The 17,995-nt window shown below is 68.8% G+C and carries 16 protein-coding genes and 1 pseudogene; 10 read left to right on the top strand and 7 right to left on the bottom strand.

Annotated elements, in window-relative coordinates; translation table 11 throughout:
• Positions 1–52 precede the first annotated feature (52 nt).
• The 6 genes from ACFXHE_RS01775 to ACFXHE_RS01750 all read right to left on the bottom strand — a co-directional run bounded on the left by ACFXHE_RS01775 (position 53) and on the right by ACFXHE_RS01750 (position 6,032).
• Positions 53–1,342, bottom strand: coding sequence for a sulfate adenylyltransferase subunit 1 (locus ACFXHE_RS01775; protein WP_379378796.1), 1,290 nt, complete (start codon positions 1,340–1,342; stop codon positions 53–55).
• Complete coding sequence (gene cysD / locus ACFXHE_RS01770) at positions 1,342–2,295, bottom strand: sulfate adenylyltransferase subunit CysD (protein WP_379378794.1); 954 nt, start codon at positions 2,293–2,295, stop codon at positions 1,342–1,344. The genes ACFXHE_RS01775 and cysD overlap by 1 nt, the downstream gene beginning before the upstream one ends.
• On the bottom strand, positions 2,274–2,984 hold the full coding sequence (locus ACFXHE_RS01765) for a phosphoadenylyl-sulfate reductase (RefSeq protein WP_379378792.1): 711 nt from the start codon (positions 2,982–2,984) through the stop codon (positions 2,274–2,276). The genes cysD and ACFXHE_RS01765 overlap by 22 nt, the downstream gene beginning before the upstream one ends.
• Before the next feature lie 15 nt (positions 2,985–2,999).
• Positions 3,000–4,790 carry a nitrite/sulfite reductase gene (locus tag ACFXHE_RS01760; protein ID WP_364617707.1) on the bottom strand — a complete coding sequence of 597 codons (1,791 nt, stop codon included), beginning with the start codon at positions 4,788–4,790 and terminating at the stop codon, positions 3,000–3,002.
• A gap of 120 nt (positions 4,791–4,910) precedes the next feature.
• Positions 4,911–5,003: an Ms4527A family Cys-rich leader peptide gene (locus tag ACFXHE_RS01755; protein ID WP_354835468.1), complete on the bottom strand. Its 93-nt coding sequence runs from the start codon at positions 5,001–5,003 to the stop codon at positions 4,911–4,913.
• Between the two features lie 165 nt (positions 5,004–5,168).
• Complete coding sequence (locus tag ACFXHE_RS01750; RefSeq protein WP_379378790.1) at positions 5,169–6,032, bottom strand: immunity 49 family protein; 864 nt, start codon at positions 6,030–6,032, stop codon at positions 5,169–5,171.
• Between the two features lie 205 nt (positions 6,033–6,237).
• On the opposite strand from ACFXHE_RS01750, the gene hemW reads away from it, so the two are divergent.
• The 10 genes and pseudogenes from hemW to era all read left to right on the top strand — a co-directional run bounded on the left by hemW (position 6,238) and on the right by era (position 16,270).
• A complete protein-coding gene (hemW, locus tag ACFXHE_RS01745) occupies positions 6,238–7,404 on the top strand; it encodes a radical SAM family heme chaperone HemW (protein WP_379380334.1) in 1,167 nt (388 codons plus the stop codon).
• Between the two features lie 251 nt (positions 7,405–7,655).
• A complete protein-coding gene (locus ACFXHE_RS01740; protein WP_379378788.1) occupies positions 7,656–8,510 on the top strand; it encodes a lipase family alpha/beta hydrolase in 855 nt (284 codons plus the stop codon).
• A 196-nt stretch (positions 8,511–8,706) separates the two neighbouring features.
• Positions 8,707–9,750: a heat-inducible transcriptional repressor HrcA gene (hrcA, locus tag ACFXHE_RS01735; RefSeq protein WP_379378786.1), complete on the top strand. Its 1,044-nt coding sequence runs from the start codon at positions 8,707–8,709 to the stop codon at positions 9,748–9,750.
• Between the two features lie 37 nt (positions 9,751–9,787).
• Positions 9,788–10,942, top strand: coding sequence for a molecular chaperone DnaJ (gene dnaJ / locus ACFXHE_RS01730; RefSeq protein ID WP_379378784.1), 1,155 nt, complete (start codon positions 9,788–9,790; stop codon positions 10,940–10,942).
• Between the two features lie 4 nt (positions 10,943–10,946).
• Positions 10,947–11,687 carry a 16S rRNA (uracil(1498)-N(3))-methyltransferase gene (locus tag ACFXHE_RS01725; protein WP_379378782.1) on the top strand — a complete coding sequence of 247 codons (741 nt, stop codon included), beginning with the start codon at positions 10,947–10,949 and terminating at the stop codon, positions 11,685–11,687.
• 209 nt (positions 11,688–11,896) lie between these two features.
• Entirely contained in the window at positions 11,897–12,967 is a 1,071-nt protein-coding gene (locus ACFXHE_RS01720; protein WP_379380332.1) for a PhoH family protein, read from the top strand.
• Positions 12,968–12,989: 22 nt separating this feature from the next.
• Entirely contained in the window at positions 12,990–13,547 is a 558-nt protein-coding gene (gene ybeY / locus ACFXHE_RS01715; protein WP_379378780.1) for an rRNA maturation RNase YbeY, read from the top strand.
• Positions 13,544–14,869 carry a hemolysin family protein gene (locus ACFXHE_RS01710; protein WP_379378778.1) on the top strand — a complete coding sequence of 442 codons (1,326 nt, stop codon included), beginning with the start codon at positions 13,544–13,546 and terminating at the stop codon, positions 14,867–14,869. The genes ybeY and ACFXHE_RS01710 overlap by 4 nt, the downstream gene beginning before the upstream one ends.
• Positions 14,862–15,167 (top strand): annotated as a pseudogene (locus tag ACFXHE_RS01705) (cytidine deaminase); the annotation flags it as partial. The gene ACFXHE_RS01710 and the pseudogene ACFXHE_RS01705, both read left to right, overlap by 8 nt.
• Positions 15,168–15,316: 149 nt before the next feature.
• The gene (era, locus tag ACFXHE_RS01700; protein WP_354835460.1) at positions 15,317–16,270 is read left to right on the top strand and encodes a GTPase Era; all 954 of its coding nucleotides are present in this window, start codon (positions 15,317–15,319) and stop codon (positions 16,268–16,270) included.
• 183 nt (positions 16,271–16,453) lie between these two features.
• Here the strand turns inward: era and ACFXHE_RS01695 are convergent, their stop codons facing one another.
• A complete protein-coding gene (locus ACFXHE_RS01695; RefSeq protein WP_379378776.1) occupies positions 16,454–17,869 on the bottom strand; it encodes an amidase in 1,416 nt (471 codons plus the stop codon).
• Positions 17,870–17,995: the final 126 nt, after the last annotated feature.

Genomic DNA, 17,995 nt, shown 5'->3' with positions numbered 1-17,995 from the left:
TGCTCCGCCCGGCGGGACGGCCGGAACTGCGCCGTTGCCGGGCGGATTCATCTCAGGCCCCGACCTCGACGGCGGTCAGCGCGTCGCCGACCAGGCCCGCGGCCAGGGTGTTGCCACCCGCGGGGTCGATCAGCAGGAACGAACCGGTGTGGCGGTTGACGCTGTAGTCGTCGGCCACGATCGGGTCGGCCACGCGCACCGAGATGCGACCGATGTCGTTGAGCGACAGCGACTCCGGGTCCGGATCGGCGGCCAGGTGCTGCTCGTCGAAACGCTCCAGCAGCGCGCCGACAATGGCCTGCGTGGTGCGGGTGCCGTGCTTGAGCAGCAGGCGCGCGCCCTGGCGCAGCGGCTTGTCGCCGAGCCAGCAGACGGTGGCGTCGAAGGCCTCGATCGGTTCGGGAGCGCCGGTGGCGGCGGCGATCACGTCACCGCGCGAGACGTCCACGTCGTCGGCCAGGATCAGGGTGACGCTGCGGCCGGGCTGGGCCGAACCCAGTTCACCGTTCGGGGTGTCGATGCGCTCGACCGTGGTGCGGGTGCCGGACGGCAGCACCACGACCTCGTCGCCCTTGGACACCACGCCCGCCGCGACCTGACCCGCGTAGCCGCGGTAGTCCGGGTACTCGGCGGTGCGCGGCCGGATCACGTACTGCACCGGGAAACGCAGCCCCACCTCGTGGCGGCCGTGCACGTCCGCGTCGACCGGCACCGACTCCAGGTGCTCGATGAGCGAGGGTCCGTCGTAGTACGGGGTGTTCTCCGAGCGCGAGGCGACATTGTCACCGTGCAGCGCGGAGACCGGGATCTCCTGCACATCGCCGGCCGACCAGCCGAGTTTGGCGGTCAGCTCGGCGAATTCGGAGGTGATCTTGTCGAACACGCCGGCCGGATCGTCCACCAGGTCGATCTTGTTGACGGCCAGCACCAGCTTCGGCACCCCCAGCAGCGCCATCACCGCGGCGTGCCGGCGGGTCTGCTCGATGACACCCTTACGGGCGTCGACGAGCAGGATCACCAGCTGCGCGGTGGACGCGCCGGACACCGTGTTGCGGGTGTACTGGACGTGCCCCGGGGTGTCGGCGAGCACGAAAGACCGCTTGGGCGTGGCGAAGTAGCGATACGCCACATCGATGGTGATGCCCTGCTCGCGCTCGGCGCGCAGGCCGTCCACCAGCAGCGACAGGTCCGGCGTGGACAGACCCTTGTCGACCGAGGCGCGGGTCACCGCGTCGATCTGGTCCGCCAGCACGGACTTGGTGTCGTACAGCAAACGTCCGACCAGGGTGGACTTGCCGTCGTCGACCGATCCGGCGGTGGCCAGTCTCAATAGGTCGGACATCAGAAGTAACCCTCTCGCTTGCGGTCTTCCATGGCGGCTTCGGAGACGCGGTCGTCGCCGCGTGTCGCGCCACGTTCGGTGAGCCGGGACGCGGCGACCTCGGCCAGAATCGCGTCATTGTCGGCGGCATCGGAAATGATTGCGCCGGTGGTGGATCCGTCGCCGACGGTGCGGTAGCGCACCGACTTGATCAGCAGCTCCTCGTTGTCGGCGGGGCCGCCCCACACGCCGGGGGTCATCCACATGCCGTCGCGCTGGTACACCGGGCGCTCGTGGGCGTAGTAGATGCTGGCCAGCTCCACGTCCTCGCGGGCGATGTAGCGCCAGATGTCGAGCTCGGTCCAGTTCGAGATCGGGAACACGCGCACGTGCTCGCCCGGAGCGTGCCGGCCGTTGTACAGGTTCCACAGCTCGGGCCGCTGCCGCTTCGGGTCCCAGCGGCCGAAGGCATCGCGCAGCGAGAAGATGCGCTCCTTGGCGCGCGACCGCTCCTCGTCGCGGCGGCCGCCACCGAAGACCGCGTCGAAGCGGTTCTCGTTGATGGCGTCCAGCAGCGGCACGGTCTGCAGCGGGTTGCGGATGCCGTCCGGACGCTCCTGCAGGCGGCCGTCGGCGAGGTAGTCCTCGACCGACGCGACATGCAGTCGCAGGCCGTACTTCTCGACCACCTTGTCTCGGAAGTCGAGGACCTCGGGCAGGTTGTGCCCGGTGTCCACGTGCAGCAGCGCGAACGGCAGCGGTGCGGGCCAGAAGGCCTTGATCGCCAGGTGCAGCAGCACCGTGGAGTCCTTGCCGCCCGAGAAGAGGATGACGGGGCGTTCGAACTCGCCCGCTACCTCACGGAAGATGTGGATGGACTCGGACTCCAGGGCGGCCAGAGTGTCGAATTCTGCCCCGAGCGGAGCGAGAAGATCAGATGCAGCGATGGAAGTCATGATGCGTGCAACCCGCATTCGGTCTTGGCGAGCCCGGCCCAGCGGCCGGATCGCGGATCGGATCCAGGTTCCGGCTTCCGCGTGCACGGAGCGCAACCGATGGACGGATATCCCTCTTCGACAAGGGGATTCACGAGGATGCCGTTCGCCTCGATGTAGGCGGCCATCTCCTCGTCGGACCAGGCGGCGATCGGGTTGATCTTCACCAGGCCGAAGCCCTCGTCGAAGGAGATCAAGGGCGCATTGGCGCGGGTGGGCGCCTCCACCCGGCGGATGCCGGTGACCCAGGCGTTGTACCCGGTCAGCGACTTCTTCAGCGGCACCACCTTGCGCAGGCGGCAGCATTCGGCGGCGTCCCGCGCGAACAGGTCCTTGCCGAGCAGCTGATCCTGTTCGGCCACACTGTGTTCCGGCTGCACATTGACGATGTTCACGCCGTAGACCAGCTCGACCGCGTCACGGGTGCCGATGGTCTCGGCGAAGTGGTAGCCGGTGTCGAGGAACAGCACGTCCACGCCCGGGCGCACCTGGGCGGCCAGCTGCACCAGCACCGCGTCCTGCATGTTGGACGCCACGATGTAGTTCGCGCCGAAGGTGTCCTCGGTCCACTGCAGCAGTTCCTGCGCGGTCGCGTTCGCGCCGAGTTCGGCATTGCCCTTCTCGACCAGGGCGCGCAGCTCGGATTCCGCGAGTTTCGTTGTGGTCATTGACGTTTCTCCCAACTACCGCAGGTCTGCTTCATCGGCTCGGACCGCCCACTGCGCGAAACGCTCACCCTCATCACGGTTCTTGATGAAGTTGCGCACCACGCGCTCGATGTAGTCACCCAGCTCTTCGCTGGTCACCTTGTGCTGCCGGAGCTTTCGGCCGAAGCCGGAGTCGAGCCCAAGGGAGCCGCCCAGGTGAACCTGGAAACCCTCCACTTGATTCCCGTCGCCGTCGTCGACCAGCTGGCCCTTGAAACCGATGTCTGCGATCTGGGACCGACCGCAGGAGTTGGGGCAGCCGTTGATGTTCACCGTGATCGGCACGTCCAGGTCGGCATTGATGTCCGCGAGCCGGGTCTCCAGCTCGGGCGCCAGCACCTGCGACCGCTTGCGGGTCTCGGTGAACGACAGCTTGCAGAACTCGATGCCACTGCACGCCAGCAGGTTCCGCCGCCAGTGCGACGGACGGCCGTGCAGGCCCAGCGGTTCCAGCTCCTCGATCAGCTGCTCGACCTTGTCGTCGGGGACGTCGAGCACGATGAGCTTCTGGTACGGGGTGAAACGGACCCGATCGGAGCCAGCGCGCTCGATCGCGTCGGCCGCCCGGCTCAGGATGGTGCCCGAGACACGACCGGCGATGGGGGAGAAGCCGATCGCGTTCAGCCCGTTGCGCAGCTTCTGCACCCCGATGTGGTCGATGGGCCGCTTCGGCTGCTCCGGAGCCGGGCCGTCGATGAGCTTCCGCTTCAGGTACTCGGTCTCGAGCACCTCGCGGAACTTCTCGATGCCCCAGTCCTTCACGAGGAACTTGAGGCGGGCCTTGGTGCGCAGGCGGCGGTAGCCGTAGTCGCGGAACAGCGACACGACCGCCTCCCACACGTCGGGCACCTCGTTCAACGGCACCCACACACCGACGCGCTGGGCCAGCATCGGGTTGGTCGACAGGCCGCCGCCCACCCAGAGGTCCAGGCCCGGTCCGTGCTCGGGGTGCACGACGCCGACGAAGGCGACGTCGTTGATCTCGTGCACCACATCCTGCTGACCGGAGATGGCGGTCTTGAACTTGCGCGGCAGGTTGGAGTATTCCTTCTTGCCGATGTAGCGCTTGACGATCTCGTCGATGGCCCAGGTGGGATCGATGATCTCGGTGAGGGATTCACCCGCCAGCGGCGAGCCCAGCACCACGCGCGGGCAGTCGCCGCACGCCTCGGTGGTCTGCAGGCCGACCGCTTCGAGCCGCCGCCAGATCTCCGGCACGTTCTCGATTTCGATCCAGTGGTACTGGACGTTCTCGCGGTCGGACAGATCCGCGGTGTCGCGCGCGAACTCGGTGGAGATCTGCGCGAGGGTGCGCAGCTGCTTCAGGTTCAGCGCACCGGCGTCGCAGCGCACCCGCATCATGAAGTAGCGGGCCTCGAGGATGTCGATGTTCTCGTCGCCGGTCCAGGTGCCGTCGTAGCCCTGCTCACGCTGGGTGTACAGACCCCACCAGCGCATGCGGCCGCGCAGATCGCTCTTGTCGATCGAGTCGAATCCGCCCTTGGCGTAGATGTTCTCGATGCGCGCCCGCACGTTGAGCGGGTTGTCGTCCTTCTTGCTCTGCTCGTTGGCATTGAGCGGCTCGCGGTACCCGAGCGCCCACTGTCCCTCGGACTTGCGCTTCACCGGTCGTGCGGTGCGCTCCCGCGGCGCGACGGGCGCTTCCGACCGCGGGCGATCCGGACGCACGCGTCGCTCCGCGGCGGGCTTTTCGGGCCGGGCGGATCGAGCGTTATCGGAACTGGTGGCGTCGGTGCTCGACGTCATGGGGTCGCTCCTGAAGGGTCTTGCGGGCAGGCGGGAGGGGCTGGCTCACGCCTCCGATATCAGAGAACCGGCTCTTACGGCGTCAGGTGGACGCCGGATTCCGGGAGAATGGGAGCCGATCTACCGGAGGCTTCCCGGCAGACAGCTCGCGCTGCAGACACGCTTGAAGTCGACATGGCGACGCGCCACGAGTCGCACTCCAAGTCCAGTCATGGGGCTTATTGTGCCACGTCAGAAGGGTCGTTCCGACTGCCGGATCGAATTTTCCGCAGTTTCCCGGGAAATCCCCTGGATATATTGTCCGATTTGTGACGGGCATCATAGATCAACGCCCGGCATACCTTTGGACGGTTGACCTGAACGGCTGCGCCGGCGAGGCTACGTCATCCGATCGGCGTCGGATGCCGCGAGGCGGGCCTTGGCCGCCGCCAGCCGGCCCAGCTCATCGGCCAGTTCGGGGGAGATCGCCCAATCCGGGCGATCGATGAATCCGGCCGGTAGGTACGGCGAACGGACGGCGGTCCGATAGCCCAAATCCCGCGCCCAGCAGGCCAGAGCCAGCAGCGGCAGCGCCAGGACGCCCTCGGGATCGTTGCGCCAGGTGTCGTTGTCGAAGAAGGCGCGATGCAGCCGCAGCGCGTTCGTCATCTCCCAGTCGAAGCCCTCGGAATCGCCGTCCGCCAAGCGCAGGAACACCTCCACGGCCGGCCGGAACAGCAGGTCCGTCACCCGCTGCGCACCCACCCGGCTGGTGGTGTCCAGCGCCCAGGCCGCCTCGTACACGCTCTTCGGGCCGAACCGCCAGGCCGTCTGCAGCAGCCGCACCCACTCGTACTGGAAGTCGTCGAAGGCGCCGTCACCGAACTCGCGCAGCCGCTCGATCGGATACTCGACCAGCTCACCCATGGCCTCGGCATCGCGGGCAACGAGCGTCCACCAGAACGCCGCCCGCCAGCCCGCCACCCGGTCGTACTTGTCGAAGCCGGATTCGATGCCGCTCGCCCGGAACCGCCGCGTCACCGTCTGCTCGGTCGAATGCGCGAAATACCAGGTCCGCGCCCGAAACGCCGGCGGATCCGACATCAGCATGGTGGCCAGCAGCACACCGTCCATCGACCGCGAGAAGTTCGGGCCCTCCGGCCGCACCGGCATCCGCGACCGATAGACCACCGGGGCCACGGAGCCCTCGTCGACCTCCCTGATCGACCTGGCATCGACCCCGTGCCGCGGTACCTCGATCATCGGCCCGTCCCCGTCCGCACCTGGAGCCGATCGCCCGGCTCGCCGAAATCCCTTGGAATGTATCCGGATTGGAGATGCTCCGCAGTCCGGGCAGCGTCCCCGCGCAGGCGGGTGCGCTGTGACCGGGGCAACCGGTCACACTGGATGAGTGACCTCGACTGCTCCCCAACAGACCTCCGGCACCGCCGCGGCGGCCGCCGCCGACGTGCCGGTGCTGCGCGATTTCGGGGGCGGGCCGTTCGGGATCTACATCCACGTGCCGTTCTGCGCGACGCGGTGCGGGTACTGCGACTTCAACACCTACACGGCGGGGGAGTTGGGGAGCTCGTCCTCACCGCAATCCTGGTTCGAGGCGCTGAAGGGTGAACTTGCCACGGCGGCACGGGAATTCGACGTGCTGCCGTCGGCTACACCTGCGGTGGAGACCGTGTTCGTGGGCGGTGGCACGCCGTCGCTGCTCGGTGGTGACGGGCTCGCGGGGGTGCTCGACGCCATTCGCGAGAACTTCACGCTCGCGCCCGGGGCCGAGGTGACCACCGAGTCCAATCCGGAATCCACCTCGCCCGAATTCTTCGATCGCATCCGCGCGGCCGGGTACAACCGTGTCTCGCTGGGCATGCAGTCCGCGGCCCAGCACGTGCTGAAGATCCTGGACCGGACCCACACGCCAGGCCGGGCCGTGGCCGCCGCCAAGGAAGCTCGTGCCGCGGGCATCGAGCACGTCAATCTGGACCTGATCTACGGCACGCCCGGCGAAGCCGACGCCGATCTCGACGCCAGCCTCGATGCCGTGCTGTCCGCCGGGGTCGACCACGTGTCGGCCTACTCCCTGATCGTCGAGGACGGCACCGCCCTGGCCCGCCGGGTCCGGCGCGGCGAACTTCCCGCCCCCGACGACGACGTGCTCGCCGCCCGCTACGAGCGCATCGACACCCGTCTGGCCGCGGCCGGCCTGGAGTGGTACGAGGTTTCCAACTGGGCCGCCTCCGACGCGGCCCGTTGCCGCCACAACCTCGGCTACTGGGACGGCGGCGACTGGCTCGGTGCGGGTCCGGGCGCGCACAGTCACGTCGGCGGCGTTCGCTGGTGGAACGTGAAACACCCGGCGCGCTACGCGGATCGGGTGACCACCGGCGGCCTCCCAGCCGCGGGCTGGGAGTCCCTCACGCGCGAGGAGCGCTACACCGAGCGCGTCATGCTCACCGTCCGCCTCCGGACGGGCCTCCCCCTGGCCGATCTCGATGTCGACGGCCGCGCCGCCGCTGACGGCGTCATTGCCGATGGCCTGGCCGAGCGGGTGAGCGACCACCTGATTCTGACCGACCGCGGCCGACTGCTCGCGGACGGTGTTGTCCGCACCCTCCTGGGCTGACCTCGGGGCCTTCGCCCGATGGGGCCGGCCGGACTGACCGTTTCCGTTCCGGATCGCGGTCGGACTTTAGCTGTGACCTGCGGAGATCGGTGAATATCGGGTAGAACCGGTCGGTCCGGACTAGATTGACGGACGGAGATTTCGTACAGCCGGTCTGTATCGCGGTCGGAGCCTCGGCCGCGGCCCGCGCACTGCAGCGCCCCGAACGACTTCGGCAGCGCCCCGAACAACCTTCGGCCCGAGGACATCTCATGGTGAAGCCACTGGTGCGACCCGTCGAACTCCTGCATCGCCTCCGTGCCCGCGCCGGTCACACCGCCGGCCGCGTGAGTGCCGCCGCGGTAGCGTTGGCGCTCGTCGTGACCCCACTCGCCGCCGCGCCGGCCACGGCTGCGCCCATGCCCACGATCGTGCTGGTGCACGGCGCCTTCGCCGACTCCTCCAGCTGGGACGGCGTGGCAGCCCAGCTGCGCGACGACGGCTATTCCGTTGTGACGCCGGAGAATCCATTGCGCGGTCCCGCCTACGACGCGGCGGCGATCCAGCGCACGATCGACGGCATCGCGGGTCCGATCGTGCTGGTCGGCCACTCCTACGGCGGCACCGTGATCAGCAATGTGCACGACTCGAAGATCGAATCCCTGGTCTACATTTCGGCTTTCGCGCCGACCCAGGGTGAAGCCGCACTGCTGGAACTGAATCCGATCCAGTACCCCGGCTCGCAACTCACCCTGGCCCTGCGGCTGAAGATGGTGAACGACCAGCAGGGGATCGCGGGCAGGAACGTGGACGCCTACATCGACCCCGCCAGTTTCCCCGACGTCTTCGCCCAGGACGTCGATCCGGCCACCGCCGCCGCCATGGCCGCCCGCCAGCACTCCCTGGCCCTGTCCGCCAACCTCGAACCCTCGGGCTCACCCGCCTGGGCCGCCACCCCGAGCTGGTATCTGGTCAGCACCGCCGACCGCGTGATTCCCCCTGCGTCCCAATGGGATATGGCCAAGCGCATGAACGCCCACACCTCCTCGATCGACGCCTCCCACGCCGGCCTCGTCTCCCATCCGGCCGACGTGGCCGCAGTCGTGGAGGCCGCCGCCGGTCAGTGACACCCGGCACGGCCCGTGCGCCGACTCCGCCCAGGTGGCGGGCGGTGGCACAGCGACTTGCGTCGGGGACACTAAACTGGAGGAGATAATCCGGGAAATCCGCGTGGCCGGTGCCGAATGATCGGCTGCTTCCTGCCGCGGAGGGCTCGGGCGTGCACGAGGCGTACCCGAGGGCGAGCAAGGAGGTGGGGCCATCATGTCGAGCACCGAGCAACGACGGCTCGAGGTCCTGCGGGCCATCGTCGCGGACTACATCGCGACGAAGGAGCCCATCGGGTCCAAGACCCTGGTCGAGCGGCACAATCTGGGTGTCTCCAGCGCCACCGTCCGCAATGACATGGCGGTGCTCGAGGCCGAGGGCTACATCGCCCAGCCGCACACCTCCTCCGGCCGCATCCCCACCGACAAGGGCTACCGGCAGTTCGTCGACCACATCTCCGAGGTCAAGCCGCTGTCCGGCGCGGAACGCCGCGCGATCATGGAATTCCTGGAGAGCGGCGTCGATCTCGACGACGTGCTGCGCCGCGGCGTCCGCCTGCTGGCCCAGCTGACCCGGCAGGTCGCCATGGTCCAGTACCCGACCGTGTCCGCGTCCACCGTGCGCCACATCGAGGTCGTCGCGCTCAACCCGGCCCGCCTGCTGCTGGTCGTGATCACCGACACCGGCCGCGTCGACCAGCGCCTGGTCGATCTGGGCGCCGTCGTCAGCGAGGACGATCTGGCCGCCCTGCGCGGCATGCTCGGCAAGGCCATGGACGGCAAGCGCCTGGCCGCCGCGTCCGCGTCGGTCGCCGAACTCCCCGAGCACTCCCCGTCGCCCAAGCTCCGCGATGTGCTCATCCGCGTCTCCACCGTGCTGGTCGAGACGCTGGTCGAGCATCCGGAGGAGCGCCTGGTGCTGGGCGGCACCGCCAACCTCACCCGCAATGCCTCCGATTTCGCCGGGAACGGTTTCCCGGGTTCGCTGCGTTCGGTCCTAGAGGCCCTCGAGGAGCAGGTGATCGTGCTGAAGCTGCTGGCCGCGGCACAGGTCCCGGGTACCGTGACGGTGCAGATCGGCGAGGAGACCAAGGTCGAGCAGATGCGCGGGACGGCCGTGGTGTCCACCGGTTACGGGCTGACCGGTACGGTGCTCGGAGGTATGGGGGTGCTCGGACCGACCCGCATGGACTACCCGGGGACCATTGCCTCGGTGGCGGCTGTCGCCCGATACATCGGTGAGGTGCTCGCCGAACGGTGAGCAGGCCCAGAAGACGAAACAGGACTAGAGAGCGCACGTGGCACGGGACTATTACGCACTGCTCGGAGTCGCACGCGGTGCGACCGACCAGGAGATCAAGCGCGCCTACCGGAAGCTGGCGCGTGAACTGCATCCCGACGTCAATCCGGACCCGGAGGCCCAGGAGAAGTTCCGCGAGGTCTCCACGGCCTACGAGGTGCTGTCCGACGCGGAGAAGCGGCGCATCGTCGACCTCGGTGGTGACCCGCTGGAATCCGCCGGCGGCATGGGCGGCGGCTTCTCCGGCGCCGGATTCGGTGGCCTCGGCGACGTGTTCGAGGCGTTCTTCGGCGGCATGAACGCCTCCGGCGGCACCCGCAAGCCGCGCGGCCGTGTGCAGCCGGGCGCGGATTCGCTGCTGCGCACGCGACTGTCGTTGCAGGAGTGCGCAGTCGGTGTCACGAAGCACCTGACCGTCGACACCGCCATCCTCTGCGACCTGTGCCAGGGCTCCGGCACCAACGGCAATTCGAAGCCGGTGCGCTGTGAGACCTGTGGCGGCGCGGGCGAGGTGCAGACCGTGCAGCGGTCCTTCCTCGGCCAGGTCATGACCTCCCGCCCCTGCCCCACCTGCCGGGGCGCGGGCGAGACCATCCCCGACCCCTGCCGCAAGTGCGGCGGCGACGGCCGCGTGCGCGCGCGCCGCGAGATCGCCGCGCCCATCCCGGCCGGTGTCGCCAACGGCATGCGGGTGCGGCTGGCCGCGCAGGGCGAGGTCGGCCCCGGCGGCGGCCCCGCCGGCGACCTGTACGTGGAGATCGTCGAGCAGCCGCACGACACCTTCGTGCGCGACGGCGACGACCTGCACTGCACCATCCGCGTCCCCATGGTGGACGCCGCGCTCGGCACGACCGTCGTCATCGACACCATCCTCGACGGCCCGGTGGAGCTGACCATCCCAGCAGGCACCCAGCCCGGCGAGGCGTCGGTGCTACGCGGCCACGGCATGCCCAAGCTGCGCGCCAACTCGCGCGGCGACCTGATCGCGCACCTCGACATCGTGGTGCCGAGCAAGCTCGACTCCAAGCAGGCCGACCTGCTGCGCAAGTACAAGGGCATGCGCGTCAACGAGCACACCGAGGTCATGACCGCCCAGTCCGAACACAACTCCGGCCTGTTCGCGCGCCTGCGCGCCTCCTTCAGCGGACGCTGATCCGTTGGCCGCCACCGTCTTCTACCTCGACGACATTCCCGAACCGGGTGCGACTGCGGTGCTGGACGGCCCCGAGGGCCGCCACGCCGCCACGGTGCGCCGCATCCGGGTCGGGGAACCCATCACCCTCTCCGACGGGCACGGGATCCTCGCCGACTCGGAAGTGGTTGCGGCCCAGAAGGATCGCCTCGAACTGAAGGTACTGGCCAAACGGGTGGCAGCGCCCTGGACCCCGCAGGTGACGGTGGTCCAGGCCCTGCCCAAGTCCGACCGTTCGGAACTGGCAGTCGAACTCATGACGGAGGCGGGCGCCGACGCCATCGTCCCCTGGCAGGCCCTGCGCTGCGTCTCCAACTGGGAAGCCAAGGCCCGCAAGGGCGTCGAGAAGTGGCGCGCCGCCGCCAAACAGGCCGCCCGCCAATCCCGCCGCGCCTACATCCCGGACGTCGCCGACCTCCACACCACCCGCGATCTCCTGGACCTGGTCCGCACCGCGAGGGCGAACGGCGCGATCGTCGCCGCCCTCCACGAGTCCGGCGAATCCCGCCTGACCGACCTTTCTTTCACCGGCGTCCCCGAAGTGGTCCTGATCGTCGGCCCCGAAGGCGGCCTCGACGACTCGGAACTGAAGGCCCTCGCCGACGCCGGCGCCGACGTGGTCCTGCTCGGCCCGACCGTGCTGCGCACCTCCACTGCGGCCGCCGTCGCCCTCGGCGCGCTGGGCGCGCTCACCCCGCGCTGGTAGGCCTTTTCGCGCGGTTCGCCACGGAATGGATTCGGGGGCGCGGCAGTTGGATGACACCGGTGTGTTGGCCCTGCCGGTAGCCGTCTATTCACTGGGCGGTGTCGGTGGGCGGCGGTAAACTTCTGTCAACGAAAACGGCATCGAGACCGGAAAGCAGGCCATAGCCACTTTTGAGAACACCAGGCGAAATCGGCGATCAGAGCACACCCATTGCCGGCATCGGCGCCGGCGTCAACGGTTCCGGACCGGCGGGGCGGACCGTTCGTTCCAGCATCGAATTGGCACCGGAATCGGTGTTCGGTTTCCTGGGTTCGGCTGACGAGAACCTGCGTGAACTCGAGCGCCTCCTCGATGCCGACATCCACGTCCGCGGCAATTCCGTCACGCTGACCGGCAAGCCGGCCGATGTCGCCCTGGCGGAACGAGTGGTGGCACAGCTGGTCGCGCTCACCGCGCGCAATCGGGTGGTCTCGCCCGAGGCGGTGCGGCACACCTACTCCATGCTCACCGAGGGCTCCTCGGATTCTCCGGCAGAGGTGCTGAGCCTGGACATCCTGTCCCGGCGCGGCAGGACCATCCGGCCCAAGACGCTCAATCAGAAGCGTTATGTCGACGCCATCGACGCGCACACCATCGTGTTCGGGGTGGGCCCGGCCGGTACCGGCAAGACGTATCTGGCCATGGCCAAGGCCGTGCAGGCGTTGCAGACCAAGCAGGTCAACCGCATCATCCTGACCCGGCCCGCGGTCGAGGCGGGCGAGCGGCTGGGCTTCCTGCCGGGCACGCTGAACGAGAAGATCGACCCGTACCTACGCCCGCTCTACGACGCCCTGCACGACATGATGGATCCGGAGGCGATCCCGAAGCTCATGCAGGCCGGTGTCATCGAGGTCGCCCCGCTGGCCTACATGCGCGGTCGCACGCTCAACGACTCGTTCATCATTCTGGACGAGGCGCAGAACACGACGGCCGAGCAGATGAAGATGTTCCTCACCCGCCTGGGCTTCGGTTCCAAGATCGTGGTGACCGGTGACATCACCCAGGTCGATCTGCCGCACGGCGCGCGCTCGGGTCTGCGCGCGGCGACGGAGATCCTGCACGGCATCGACGACATCCATATCGCCGAGCTCACCAGCGCCGATGTGGTCCGTCACCGCCTGGTCGGGGAGATCGTCGACGCCTACGACCGGTTCGAGGCGGAGTCGCGGCCCCCGGCCGCGGTCCACTATCCCGGCAATCGGGCACAGCGACGTGCCGCGAGCCGAGGAGAACGACACTGACCTCTCCCTCTAGGCTGATCGGGTGAGTATCGAGATCGCCAACGAATCGGGTATCGAGGTATCCGAAGAAGAACTGGTCAGCGTCGCGCGGTTCGTCATCGCTCAGATGGATGTGCATCCGGCGGCCGAGCTGTCGATGGTGCTGGTCGATCTCGACACCATGGCGGATCTGCACATGCGCTGGATGGACCTGCCGGGTCCCACCGATGTCATGTCCTTCCCCATGGACGAGCTGGAGCCGGGCGGGCGGCCCGATGCCGCCGAGCCCGGCCCCTCCATGCTCGGTGACATCGTGCTCTGCCCCGAGTTCGCGGCCCAGCAGGCCGAGAAGGCCGGGCACTCCATGGATCACGAGCTGGCGCTGCTGACCGTGCACGGCGTCCTGCACCTCCTCGGCTACGACCATGCCGAGCCGGAGGAGGAGAAGGAGATGTTCGCGCTGCAGGCCTCCCTGCTGGAGGGCTGGTACGCGAACGTGCGCCAGGAAATGCGCCGCGCGGAGCTCGCCGAGCGCGACCAGCGGCTGCTGGGCAAGACCGGATTCACCGATACCACCGGTGATCCGCTGGGCCCGGCGTGAATTCATTCGTTCTGCTCCTGCTGGCGATCGTCCTGGTCCCCGCCGGTGGCGTGTTCGCGGCGCTGGATTCGGCGCTGAACACGATTTCGCCTGCGCGGGTGGAGGATCTGGTGCGAGCCGACCGGACCGGGGCGGCGCGGCTGGCGCGCATCATCGCGGATCGGCCGCGCTATGTGAATCTCATGGTGCTGCTGCGGCTCACGTGCGAGATCACCGCGACGGTGCTGCTGGCGGCGGTGCTCATGGACTGGCTGGACGAAGGCCCGGCGCTGCTGATCACCGCGGCGGTCATGGTGCTGGTCGACTATCTGGTGATCGGTGTCGGGCCGCGCACGCTGGGCCGCCAGCACGCGTATTCGCTGGCGCTGGGCGCGTCGCTGCCGTTGCAGGCCATCGGCTCGCTGCTGGGCCCGATCAGCCGGCTGCTGATTCTGATCGGTAATGCGATCACCCCCGGTAAGGGTTTCCGCAACGGCCCCTTCGCCTCCGAGATCGAGCTGCGCGAGGTGGTGGATCTGGCGGGGGAGCGCGGCGTGGTGGATGCCGACGAGCGCCGCATGATCCAGTCGGTCTTCGAGCTCGACACCACCCCGGCCCGCGAGGTCATGGTGCCGCGCACCGAGATGGTGTGGATCGAGGCGGAGAAGACTGCGGCGCAGGCCATGTCGCTGGCGGTGCGGTCGGGGCACTCGCGAATTCCGGTGGTGGGCGAGAACGTCGACGACATTCTGGGTGTCGTCTATCTGAAAGACCTGGTGCCGTACGCGGATCGGAGCCGGAAGGTGAAGGTGCGGCAGGTCATGCGGTCCGCCGTGTTCATGCCGGACTCCAAGCCGCTGGACGCGCTGCTGGACGAAATGCAGCGTCGCAGAAACCATATGGCCGTGCTGGTGGACGAGTACGGCGGCATTGCCGGGCTGGTCACCATCGAGGACATCCTCGAGGAGATCGTGGGCGAGATCGCCGACGAGTACGACAAGGACGAGATCGCGCCGATCGAGAAGATCGGCCCGGGCAAGTTCCGGGTCTCGGCGCGACTGCCGGTGGACGACCTGGGCGAGCTGTTCGACATGGTGATCGAGGACGAGGATGTCGACACCGTCGGCGGTCTGCTCGCCCACGCCCTGGGGCGCGTCCCGCTGCCCGGCTCCAAGGCCGTCATCCACGGCCTGCAACTGAAGGGGGAGGGCGCGGCAGACGCGCGCGGCCGCATGCGGATCCACACCGTGGTGGTGCGCAAGGGCCCGGAGCAGACAAGAACCGAACCGGCGGAACACGAACCGGCCGACGACGTACACGAGGATGGAGAGGCCGATGATTGAGTTGGATGCGGAGGACAACAAGCTGTTGGTCCTCGCCCGTGGCGCCATGGGCCGCACCGGCGGCAATGGCGGTGCGGCCGTGCGTGATTCGGACGGACGCACCTACGCGGCCGGAACCGTGGAGCTGACCGCGCTGAAGCTGACCGCGTTGCAGTCGGCGGTGGCGGCCGCGATCTCCAGTGGCGCAGGCGGTTTCGAGGCGGCCGTGGTGGTCGCGGGCAAGCTGTCGGATCCCGGGGTGTCGGCCGTGCGTGAGGTTTCGCCGTCGGCGCGCATCATTTTCACCGATGCCAAGGGCGCGGTGTTCGACGTGCTGGAAGCCGGTGCGCCCGCGGACTACGGCGTCGAGAATCCCATTGCGGCGCAGCAGCCCACGGCGGGCGACGCGGCCGGCGAGCGCGAGGTCCCGGCGGGCTTCGATGTGGAGACCGAATCGGAGGTTTTCGAGTGAGCGGCCAGGGTCAGGACAGCGGCGAATTCCGGTCCGGCTTCGTGTGTTTCGTGGGCCGGCCGAACACCGGCAAGTCCACGCTCACCAATGCCATGGTGGGGCAGAAGATCGCCATCACCTCCTCGCGGCCGCAGACCACGCGGCACACCATTCGCGGCATCGTGCACCGCGACCACGCGCAGCTGATCCTGGTGGACACCCCCGGTCTGCACCGGCCGCGCACGCTGCTCGGCCAGCGCCTCAACGACCTGGTGCGCGATACGTATTCGGAAGTCGACGTCATCGCCGTCTGCATTCCGGCGGACGAGAAGATCGGCCCGGGTGACCGCTGGATCGTCGATCAGATCAAGACCATGGCGCCCAAGACGACCCTGCTCGGTGTGGTCACCAAGATCGACAAGGTGAGTCGCGACCAGGTCGCCCACCAGCTCATGGCCGTGTCACAGCTGCTCGGCCCCGAGGCCGAGGTGGTCCCGGTCTCCGCGGTCAAGGGCGAGCAGGTCGAGGTGCTCGTCGACGTCATCGCCTCCCAGATGCCCGAGGGCCCGGCCTTCTACCCCGACGGCGAACTCACCGATGAGCCCGAGGAAGTCCTGATGGCCGAGCTCATTCGCGAGGCGGCCCTCGAGGGCGTCCGCGACGAGCTCCCGCACTCGCTGGCGGTGGTGATCGAGGAGGTCCTCGAGCGCGAGGAGAACGAGGACCAGGAGACCGACGGCCGCCGCTCGGCCGAGGGCATGCTCGACGTCCACGCCCTCCTCTACGTCGAACGCCCCAGCCAGAAGGCCATCATCATCGGCAAGGGCGGCGCCCGCCTCAAGGAGGTCGGCACCAACGCCCGCAAGCAGATCGAGCACATCCTCGGCACCCGCATCTACCTCCACCTGCACGTGAAGGTCGCCAAGGACTGGCAACGCGACCCGAAGCAGCTCGGCAAGCTCGGCTTCTGACCTGCTGCCTGCTCGCAGCCACCTGAGCGGCTGCGGGCAGATTCAGCGGATCGTCCTGTGCTGTAGGCGATTTCGGCGTCGCTGCGGCTCGGGACCAGGTGTCGGCTGGGCGTATTTCCCTGTGGGGCGGGCGCGCAGTCCAGGCCGTCAGTGCAGCGGCCGCGGCCGCCTTCTGGCTGCGGGTCAGGGCTGGGGCCACCAGGGTGTCGGGCGGTTCTTGTGCCATTCCAGCTCCGATTCCAATTGGGCCGCAACCGAAACCAGGAGCGGTTCGGAGTTGGCGGGGCCCATGAGCTGGGAGCCGACGGGAAGGCCGGCGGCGGTGAAGCCGGAGGGGATGTTGACGGCGGGCCAGCCGAGGACGTTCCAGGGCCAGGTGTAGGGGCAGGCCGCGGTGATGAGTTCGTCGGTGGCCCAGCTGCCGATGTCGTCGATCTCGTGGACGCCCGGGGGCGGAGTGGCCGTGGTGGGGGCCAGCACCAGGTCGAAGTCGTCGAAGATGCGGCCGGTTCGCATGCGCAGCAGGGGTTCTGCGCGGCGGGCGGCGAACAGCAGCGGCGAGAGGATGCGGCCGACGGCGGCATTGTGGGTGGTGCGCGGATCCACCTGCGCGCCGGGGAGGCGGTCCAGCGCCTCGCGGATGCCGACCATGGAGCGCGGGAGGAAGGTCGCACCCATCAGCACGCCGTAGTGGACGTCGGCGACGGTGACCTCGTGGCCGAGGCGGCGCAGCGTGGCGGCGGTGGCGTGCACCCGGGCCTCCACCTCGCGGTCGAGCGTGGTCCTGGTGGCGGTGAACGGGATTCGCAGGGAGAGCGCGATGCGCAGGCGGCCCGGATCGCGGCCGACCGCGTCGGAGACACGCAGCGCGGGCGGGGTGTGCAGGTCGCCCGGATGAGGTCCGGCGGCGGCGTCCAGCAGGAGCGCCGCATCGGCGACGGTGCGAGCCAGCGGGCCGTTCACGGTGAGCCCGTAGAAGGCTTCCGGCAGCGGCCAGGTGGAGATGCGGCCCCGCTGCGGCTTGATGCCGACCAGGTTGTTCCAGGCCGCCGGGATGCGCACCGAGCCCGCGCCGTCGGATCCCAGGGCGGCGGGTACCAATCCGGCCGCCACCGCCGCGCCGGATCCGCCGGACGACCCGCCCGGCGTGTGGCCGGCGCTCCAGGGATTCGTGGTGTGCCCGAAGGCGTCTCCGCTGGTGAACGGCAGCTGCCCGAGCTCACAGGTATTGGTCTTGCCGACGATGACCGCCCCGGCCGCGCGCAGCCGTCGCACCGACTCCGCGTCCTCGGTCTTGGCGGGGAATTCGCCACCGCAGCCGAAAGCCGTTGGGGTGCCGGTCAAGTCGGTGTCGTCCTTGATGGCCAGTGGCACCCCGAGCAGGGGCTCGCGGTGTCCGGCGGCGAGTTTGCGGTCGGCGTCGGCGGCCTCGGCGAGCGCTTCGGCCCGTCGCACGATCCGGAAGGCATTGAGCGCCCCCTGGCTGGCCTCGATCCGGTCGAGCGCCGCGCTGGTCGCCTCGACCGAGGTGAGTGTGCCCGCCGCCAGTGCCGCCGCGAGTTCCGCCAGCCCGAGTTCGCCAACCGACGCCAGTGTCATGTGAATCCCGTCTCTCCCGTACTCGGGAGTAACCTAGCGCGATTCTGGTCACACGTCCAACGTGTGGCGGCGTGATCGACCGGGCAGTGGTCGATCACGCCTCATCGGCGGCGAGGGCGCGGCCGA

It is taken from the genome of Nocardia sp. NPDC059229, from assembly GCF_042754165.1.
Taxonomy (GTDB): Bacteria; Actinomycetota; Actinomycetes; order Mycobacteriales; family Mycobacteriaceae; genus Nocardia.
The sequence above is the reverse complement of the archived record's forward strand: the minus strand, read 5'-3'. Positions and strand labels throughout refer to the sequence as shown.

Coding starts and splice junctions, on each gene's coding strand:
- ACFXHE_RS01775 (WP_379378796.1), bottom strand. CDS start 1,342: ATGTCCGACCTATTGAGACTGGCCACCGCCGGATCGGTCGACGACGGC.
- cysD (WP_379378794.1), bottom strand. CDS start 2,295: ATGCGGGTTGCACGCATCATGACTTCCATCGCTGCATCTGATCTTCTC.
- ACFXHE_RS01765 (WP_379378792.1), bottom strand. CDS start 2,984: ATGACCACAACGAAACTCGCGGAATCCGAGCTGCGCGCCCTGGTCGAG.
- ACFXHE_RS01760 (WP_364617707.1), bottom strand. CDS start 4,790: ATGACGTCGAGCACCGACGCCACCAGTTCCGATAACGCTCGATCCGCC.
- ACFXHE_RS01755 (WP_354835468.1), bottom strand. CDS start 5,003: ATGACTGGACTTGGAGTGCGACTCGTGGCGCGTCGCCATGTCGACTTC.
- ACFXHE_RS01750 (WP_379378790.1), bottom strand. CDS start 6,032: ATGATCGAGGTACCGCGGCACGGGGTCGATGCCAGGTCGATCAGGGAG.
- ACFXHE_RS01740 (WP_379378788.1), top strand. CDS start 7,656: ATGGTGAAGCCACTGGTGCGACCCGTCGAACTCCTGCATCGCCTCCGT.
- hrcA (WP_379378786.1), top strand. CDS start 8,707: ATGTCGAGCACCGAGCAACGACGGCTCGAGGTCCTGCGGGCCATCGTC.
- ACFXHE_RS01695 (WP_379378776.1), bottom strand. CDS start 17,869: ATGACACTGGCGTCGGTTGGCGAACTCGGGCTGGCGGAACTCGCGGCG.